Raw genomic sequence first — 8,046 nt, 5'->3', positions numbered from 1 at the left:
TCCGTGCGGCTGCTTAAATGCCGCTGGGGCAAGTGCTGCAGCGATGGAGCCACCGTCTTGGGGTTCAAAGATTCTGCAAGCTGGCTTACGCCCTGCAGGTCTGCCCAAGCATCAATATCAAGATTGCCCGCAACAGTTCCCAGAAAGACCACATCCGGCCGCATGGCAGCGAGAAGCGCCGCAGCACCGCCACCGCCAGAAAATCCAACCAAGGCAATCTGTTCTGCCCCGCATGCAGCCTTAGCCTGGGTAATGGCCGCATCAAGGCTGTTAATCACCTCCGGCCCAAGCCGCGCTGACGTCCAGTAGCGCTTTGAACACTGCCGTTTGTCGTCGCCCTGAACATATTGGCATGGTCGCGCCAGATAAAGCACGGGGTCCGGCCCCGGATCAGCCATAGCCAAGCGCAGGGCCGTAGGATTGCGCGGCGTAGGGTCTGTAGATGGCCGGGTGCGTGACTCCCAGGCGTGTCCGTCGCCTTCAATATACACGCGCAAAATTTTGGAGTGAGCCGCTAAGCTGGGACGAAGCAAGCCGTACAAAGTAAACGGTTGCGTTGAGAAGAGGTGCTCGGCAAATCCCTGCTCTTGCGCAAGAGCACTGGCTTTTTGCCGAGGCGAGGAAGCGCAGGCGGATAAAAAGCACAGAGTAACGCCCAGAGCAAAGCACAGCCACATACCTGCGCATTTTCTGCTGGTTTTACCTGTGCACCCTTTTGTGTCTGTCATGCCCTGCCACTAGCACAGGAACACCCAGTTGACCATATCTCCACGGCCCGCCGCAATTACTCTTTGGAGAGCGCCGCTGATGTCTGATGCAGCTGATCAAAAAACCCGCGGATATCGACCCCCGTTGCCGCCACAAGGGCAAGAGCGGACATCACGCCAGGCTCTTGCTGTCCTTTTTCCACCGCATTGACATTGCGCAGGTTATAACCCGCGCCTTTTGCCATGGCGGTCTGCGACATGCCGACGGCCAACCGTGCTTGAGCCAGTAATGGACCAAATATACTCTTCAGGCCCTCAACAGCCCCCAGTGGCTGGTAAGTCACGCTAATCCTTTTGAGTGACGATGCCGCCCCATCGAGCGCTTCGCCGACGGATTCTTCAAAAAGAGTTTCAAAAAACTCTCCCGGTTCCGCATCAACTGCGACCACCATGCGTAGCGCGAGCAGCACACCAGGCTGACGCGAGCCATCTTCAATACGTTGAATGTTACGCGTGTGGTACTGCAGACGCATGGATACCGTCCACTGCGATATTCCTCGCTGTTGACGTTCCCGCCTAAAAGCCAGTCCGAATGGGCATGATATTTCTTGCATGATGCAAGATCTGAATGAAATGCGGCGCATTCGCTAGTAGGGTATTGACCGACGGCTAATTTTACATAATCCTCACACCGGGAAGAACAACGTTGTTCCAGCTTCCACGAAGGAAGCGGTTGGACACAACCAGACAATTTCTGAGGAGGATTGCATGCGATTTACACAAGGCGCCCTGGGCATGCTCGTGCAACGCTACAGGGGAATTCTGAAAAAATGTCACATGCTCAATGTACTTGGCGGAGTGGCAGTTAGCGCATTTTTGATGGGAGGTGCTGGCATGGCAGTTGCCGCTGCGCCCATCGCCATCAGCGACACGCATCAGGTAGCGGACGGCGCGGCAGAAACCTACACCACAATTGATGTGAACAATGGCGGCACGCTGTCCATTGCGCGCAACGCCAAGGTGAGCGGGTCAGACGTAACCGTTAACACCGGCGGCACACTAACTTCTGCGAAGAATCTGCACTTCGGCTCTTTCAGCCCCGAGCCGGGCACGGGCCTGCTGGGTAGCACCCTCACCCTTGACGGTGGCACTGTCAGCGCCCAGCACATGGGGCTGGCCCTCAGCGGAACGGCAACTCTCAAAAAAGGCATGCTCACGCTGAATTCGCTAGACATGCGCAACGGCACATTTGCCTTTAACGTTGCTGGTGGCGACAGTGCCACGCTCACACTGCTAGGCACAACTGATGGCACGGCGTTCCTGCAGGGAACAAGCCTCAGCGTTGGCACGGGCAACAACGTTTTTCTTGGGGCGGATTCCGGCCCCGGCGGCAACCAGAATTCCACCACATCTCTGGTCGTGAGCGGCGGCTCGCTTCAGGTTGGGCATGGCAACTGGCAGACTGGTGATCTGACCCAAACCGGCGGACAGGCCAAGATCAGCGGTAACGCTGTGCTGACCGTAAACAACCTTGATCAGACCGGCGGTCTGCTGACTGTGGGCGGCACCACCAATTCAGGAAAACTTGTGGTCAATGGCAGTGTGGCCAATGCAGCCTACGCTGCCGGTTCCACGGGCGTGGCAGTAACGGGTACGGGTAGCTTGCAGGTGAAGTATGATGAACTGGTCAACGCCAGTGGTGATGACTTCAAAGACTCTGCCACCCAGCACGCCATCAATGTCGCCAATGGCGGCACCCTGCTGTTGAACGGCTATGCCGGTTCAAGCATGACGCTGGCCGACTTCAAGACCTTGTCAGACAAGCTCCTTGCGGCTGGCAGCACGGGTACAGTACAGGGTATCACGGTGAGCACTTCCGGCGCTTCGTTGCAGAATGTGGGCGATGCCCGGCTTGCCACACCCACTGCAGTCATAAGCGGCAGCGGAGGGCTCACTTCCGGGGCCGCAACGGTTGGCGGCATCACCGGCGCAACCACTGTCAGCGGCAACGCAGCTTTGACCCTTACGGGACAGGCTTCAGGCAATGTTTTGGCAGACAGCGGCGTTACGCTCAACGGCGGCATACTGACGCTGGGCAATCCTGCGGGTGGCTCAACCGGAGGCACGCTACAGGGCGGTATTGATGCCTCAACCGGCACCAATACTATCAATGTGATCAACGGTACACACACCGTTGCCGGGGGCCTCACTGGCAACGCAACCACTACGGTTGCCGTGGGCAGCAGCTCCGGCAGCGGCACCCTTGTTGCCACCGGCGTCAGCATGAACGGTGGTCAGCTCAACTTTGACCCGCCTTTCGCTACCGCAGGTGACACTTCCAACGCCTCCATGGGCGGTTTGACCTTCACCGCAAATACCGTGGATGCCCTCATGACCGTGGGCCAGAACAGCATGGTTTCGCTTGGCAGCACGGACGCCGAATGGTTGCGCACAGAAGTGCTGCGTTATCAGAGTGATGGAAAGGGCCTGTGGGGGCAGGACATAACTGCTGCGCTCGCCCTTCGCACGCCGCAGACGCTGAGCACCGCAGGCGGCATCAATGTGGATGGAACATGGGTCACGGGCGGCGCAGCCGCCACGGCCAACACCGCACATTTTGCCAATAAGTCCCTGCTTGTGGTGGACGCTTTGGGCATCGGCAGCGGCGTGGCCCTTTCCGGTGAAGCCGGTGGAACCAGCACCCTTACTGTGGATTCCGGCGCAAAACTGCACATCGTGGGCGGTCAGGACGGAGAAACGCTGAACGTCACTGGCGGCTTTGGCGCTTCCACAAAGGATGCTGCCAGCTGGACAGGCAGCAACCTTACCACAAGCACCGCTCTGCTTTCCGCCACGGGCGGCACGTTTGATACGGCCACGGGCGCATACAGCGTGAGCCTTAAGGCCAATGCGGCGTCTTCATCCTTCCCCATGCTGTCGAACAGCATGGGGGCGCTGGTAGATCGCATGGTGGTTCAGACCGGGGTAAACCCCAATTCGCCCAATGCGGGCGTGCGCTTCGTATCCCGTGCCATGAGCGACAATTACATCGGCACGACAGACCGCAACAAGGCCGCTGCCACGGTTGAAGGTGCGGCCCAGATGGCAGCCGTAGGTGCCGTGCAGGGCACTACCCTGAGCGCTGCGACTGCTGCTTCCGGCGCGGTACTCAACCGCACATCTCTGGCGTTGCCGCGTACGGATATGAGCCAGGCCGTGGCCGTGCGCCAAGATACGGACGGCAGCCTCAGCCTTGATTCCGGCCTGAGTGCCGGGGACGGCCTCAAAAACGGCCTTGGGGTGTGGATCATGCCGCTTTACCAGTCCAACAGCGTCTGGGGCATGAAGGCGGAGAACTTCAAGACCGGCTACAACAGCAACCTGGGCGGCATTGCCCTGGGTGCGGATTACACCATCAACGACATGTTCCGCTTTGGTGCTGCGTTCAACGTCGGTGCCGGGTACGCCAAATCCAACGGCGATTTCAACAGCACGGATAACCGCTTCAACTTCTGGGGCGTGAGCCTTTACGGCGGTTGGGTGTACAACAACTTCGGCCTCTCAGCCGATGTGGGCTATACCGGCAACTACAGCAAGGTAGAGCAGGAGATGCCTGCCTCAATGCAGATGGGCGACCTCAAGGCCGATGTCACCAGCCATGCCTGGAATACGGGCCTCAAGGCGGAATACAAATTCAACGCCGGTGCGCTGGATATTATTCCGCATGTGGGGGTGCGCTACCTCGGGCTTGTGACTGATGGCTATGACGTGAAGAGCGGCGGCACGGTCTTTGAGGTGGACGAGAGCACACAGTCCATCTGGACATTCCCCGTAGGCGTGAACTTTGCCAAAACCTTTGAAACCGAGAGCGGCTGGCAGATCAAGCCGCAGCTTGATCTGGGCGTTATTCCGGCGGCGGGAGACGTTAAGGCCAAGAGCAAGGCTCGCATTCCCGGTGTGGACAGCCAGGCCGAAATGAAAATGCAGGTGGTGGACTACGCCACCTTTGACAGCGGCCTGGGCTTTGAACTTGGCAAGGGCGACTTTACCCTTGGGCTGAGCTATAACCTTCAGGCCTCGGAACACCGCACTGGGCATGGCGTGTTTGGCTCGCTGAGGTATGAGTTTTAGATGATAAGAGGCCTGGGAATTTCCCAGGCCTCTTATCATTACATACCACATCAGAATTTCGTTTTTATTGCTGCGCGGCATCCCAGGCGGCAAGGCCACCTTCCATATACTGCACGTTAAAGCCCTTGGCCGTCAGCGCTGCATGCACAGATTTGCTTACGGAGCCACCGCGTGCGCAATAAATAGCCACAGGCTTGTTTTTCGGTAGCTGTTCGGCCCACGCATCAACAGTTTCGGGATTATGCCACTCTGCCCCGGCAATGGTGCGCTGGTCTGCCTGATAGTCCGCCTCTCGCCGCACATCACAAACCGTTGCGGATTTGTTATCGAGCAGCGCCTGAAGCTCTTGCGGAGAAATAGTTACGCTCATGCATCCTCCATAGTTTTCCATAATTCTTTGGCAAACTGGTTAAGCTGTTGCTCAGCCATAATGAAGGCCACTGTCTACCTACACGCTTTCTATCAGCTCAACAGATTGCTGTGCCAGAAGGGGGAGCCCCTTCTGGCACAGCAAGTCACGACTACTTCTTTTTCGATTCGAGCAGTTGCAAGGTTTTTTGTGGGTTATGTGCCCCAAGTGAACCATCCATAAGAACCTTGTTCAGGTTTTCTTTAGAAATGGCAGTACCCTGCAGCGCGCGCTGCGTTTTGTTCAGCACATCTTCCCGGACTCCCACCAACTGAGCACCCTTTGCCGAGCGCTCTGCACCCGAATGACATTTGTCACAACTTGAGCGCATCTTGAAAACATCTGCTTCTTCCGGCGTCACAACGCGCATGGTGTGCGCCGAAACATCCCACGGGTCCTTGGGGGTCTTTTGCGTTGCACCAGCACGGTTCCCCATTTTGGCCATATGGCAATCTACGCATGTCACACCTTTTTGTGCGTGGACACTTCCCTCAAACATGGCTTTCTGTGCTGTGTGGCAGCCGATGCATTGCTGCTCCCGAGGAAGTTTCAAGCTCGAGGTCAAATGCTTGGTGGCATGGTCCAGATGACAGGCAGAGCAGGTTACACCGGCTGCCATATGCCCAGAACGCATGGTGTCGTGATACTGCTGACGGTTCTTTTTGGCGTCTTCGTTACCCCAGAAGTTCGCAGGCTTGGTGGAATACGTCCAGAATTCGACCTTGTCCTGAAGGTCCGTCTGCCCGGTTCTAAAGCCCAGTGGGAAGGCAAAATCCTTATCCTGCTTGCTCGTAACACGGATATGACACTGCCCGCAAAGCTGTTCCTGCTGCCATGTTCCCAATTTGGCGGGGTTCAGAATACCGCCGTCCCCCTGGGCATCAACATGCTTTGATCCCGGCCCATGACACTGTTCGCAGCCGATACCGCCTTCAATGCGTGAAAAGGCGTATTTTCCCTGTTCATCTTTTTTCGCAATAAAATTCGTGGTGTGGCAACCATTGCACTGGTAGTCCACAGTCTGTTTGCCGGGCATTTCTTCTGGCTTCTTGGGGCGTCCGTCCGCAGTTCCATCTGCAACCCACCAGAAAGGAGCAAACGCTACTTTGCGCCACTGCTTGTCATTGGCGACCCAGCGGACAGGGCTGGGGAAAATTTTATCCCCCACCTTGAGGTAGTATTGCTGTTCCCACAAAGAACCCAGAACCTCAACAACCTCATACGACTGGTTGTTGGCGGGATTAGAAGTGGGTTCGGAAAACTGGACCGTGAGCTAAGGTGGACGTAAGAAGTCAAAGGAGGCTTTTTATGTCCAAATCGAGAAGGAAGTTCACCGCCGAATTCAAGACCCGCGTCGCCCTTGATGCCCTGTCTGGCGAGCAAAGCTTGTCCGAGCTTGCCAGCAAGCATGGCGTGCATCCAAATCAGATTTCTCAGTGGAAGCAGCAGGCCAAGGAGCAGATTGCAGCTGGCTTTGCGGGCAAGTCCCAGAAGGCTCAGCAGAATGATGAAGCCCGCATCAAGGAGCTTCATGCCAAGATTGGCCAACTTACTGTGGAGAAGGATTTTTTACAGCAAGCCTTCGCCAAAATTTGAGCTGCGAGCGAAGGCGTAAAATCGTCGACTTGGGGCATCCAGTGCTCAGTGTTCGGCGGCAGTGCGAAATCCTCAAACTGCAACGCTCAACATACTACTACCAACCGATCGGTGAGTCCGCGTACAATTTGGTGCTCATGAAGCGCATAGATGAATTGTTTCTGGAGTTGCCGTTCTTCGGTTCCCGGCAAATGCGCAACGTTCTGCGTGATGAAGGGCATCTAATTGGGCGTAATCGCGTGCGACGGCTTATGCGCAAAATGAGTCTGATGGCGGTTTACCAGAAGCCGAAGACAAGCCAACCGCATCCGCAGCACAAGACGTATCCGTACCTGCTGCGGAGCAAGGCGATCACAAGGCCAAACCAGGTGTGGTGTGCCGACATCACATACATTCCGATGCGGCGCGGTTTCTTGTACCTTGTGGCGATTATGGACTGGCACAGCCGAGCGGTGCTCGCCTGGCGCGTGTCGAATACAATGGATGCTGATTTCTGTGTGGCCGCCCTGGAAGATGCAATGAATCGCTACGGTGTACCAGAAATCTTCAATACGGATCAGGGTTCTCAGTTTACGAGCTACGAGTTTACGAAGACGCTCAGGGAGGCCGGAGCACGCATCTCAATGGATGGCCGAGGCCGCTGGATGGATAACGTGATGATCGAACGTCTCTGGCGTTCTCTGAAATATGAATGCCTGTATTTGCGAGAGATAGAGACAGGGAGCGAGCTCTGCCGGGTCCTGGCATGGTGGTTTGGCTTCTACAATAACCGGCGTCCGCATAAGACCTTTGACGGCCGAAAGCCGATGGAGATATATCAGCAGTACAAACCAGAGGGAGTGCCACCTCTGATTAGCCCTAGATGGGCGGCATAACCAATAAAACTGTCCACCTTAGTTTTGCCGTTGACTGGTCCAAAGAAGTGAACCCACTTCTCTATAAGACATCATCCAATCCAAGGGTGATGATAAAAAACGTAACTTATTGATTCTTAGTTATTCTGCTGGACGGCAAGCTATACCAAGGCTCAAAATAATATCAGCACGCAATTTTTTACCCATCTCTTCCTCGCTTGGACATTAATCGGTAAGACTAGGCAAAATGTTCGAAAAAATAAATAGTCTTATTTATCGCAGAAAAAATTTTAATTTTGTCGCTTCCTGCGTAAAGAAGCCTGCCATCAATTAATTCCCCAAAAAATCA

At 55.7% G+C, this 8,046-nt stretch carries 5 protein-coding genes and 1 pseudogene; 2 read left to right on the top strand and 4 right to left on the bottom strand.

Annotated elements, in window-relative coordinates; genetic code table 11:
* Positions 1–491, bottom strand: a pseudogene (locus tag NE637_RS04410) (hypothetical protein); the annotation flags it as partial.
* A gap of 293 nt (positions 492–784) precedes the next feature.
* Positions 785–1,240 (bottom strand): helix-turn-helix transcriptional regulator, encoded by a 456-nt coding sequence (locus NE637_RS04405; RefSeq protein ID WP_256267581.1) that lies wholly within the window; start codon positions 1,238–1,240, stop codon positions 785–787.
* A gap of 235 nt (positions 1,241–1,475) precedes the next feature.
* Between NE637_RS04405 and NE637_RS04400 the strand changes: the two genes are divergently transcribed.
* Complete coding sequence (locus tag NE637_RS04400) at positions 1,476–4,838, top strand: autotransporter outer membrane beta-barrel domain-containing protein (protein ID WP_256267580.1); 3,363 nt, start codon at positions 1,476–1,478, stop codon at positions 4,836–4,838.
* Between the two features lie 64 nt (positions 4,839–4,902).
* On the opposite strand, the gene NE637_RS04395 is transcribed toward NE637_RS04400, so the two are convergent.
* The gene (locus NE637_RS04395) at positions 4,903–5,208 is read right to left on the bottom strand and encodes a rhodanese-like domain-containing protein (RefSeq protein ID WP_256267579.1); all 306 of its coding nucleotides are present in this window, start codon (positions 5,206–5,208) and stop codon (positions 4,903–4,905) included.
* 151 nt (positions 5,209–5,359) lie between these two features.
* Positions 5,360–6,442 (bottom strand): ammonia-forming cytochrome c nitrite reductase subunit c552, encoded by a 1,083-nt coding sequence (locus tag NE637_RS04390; protein ID WP_256267578.1) that lies wholly within the window; start codon positions 6,440–6,442, stop codon positions 5,360–5,362.
* A 113-nt stretch (positions 6,443–6,555) separates the two neighbouring features.
* Between NE637_RS04390 and NE637_RS04385 the strand changes: the two genes are divergently transcribed.
* A protein-coding gene (locus tag NE637_RS04385) for an IS3 family transposase (RefSeq protein ID WP_192113970.1) occupies positions 6,556–7,718 on the top strand; the annotation gives its coding sequence in 2 pieces (ribosomal slippage) (positions 6,556–6,831 and positions 6,834–7,718; 1,161 coding nt in all).
* The last annotated feature ends 328 nt before the right edge of the window (positions 7,719–8,046 follow it).

The organism is Desulfovibrio desulfuricans (assembly GCF_024460775.1).
Lineage (GTDB): Bacteria > Desulfobacterota > Desulfovibrionia > Desulfovibrionales > Desulfovibrionaceae > Desulfovibrio > Desulfovibrio desulfuricans_E.
The sequence above is the reverse complement of the archived record's forward strand: the minus strand, read 5'-3'. Positions and strand labels throughout refer to the sequence as shown.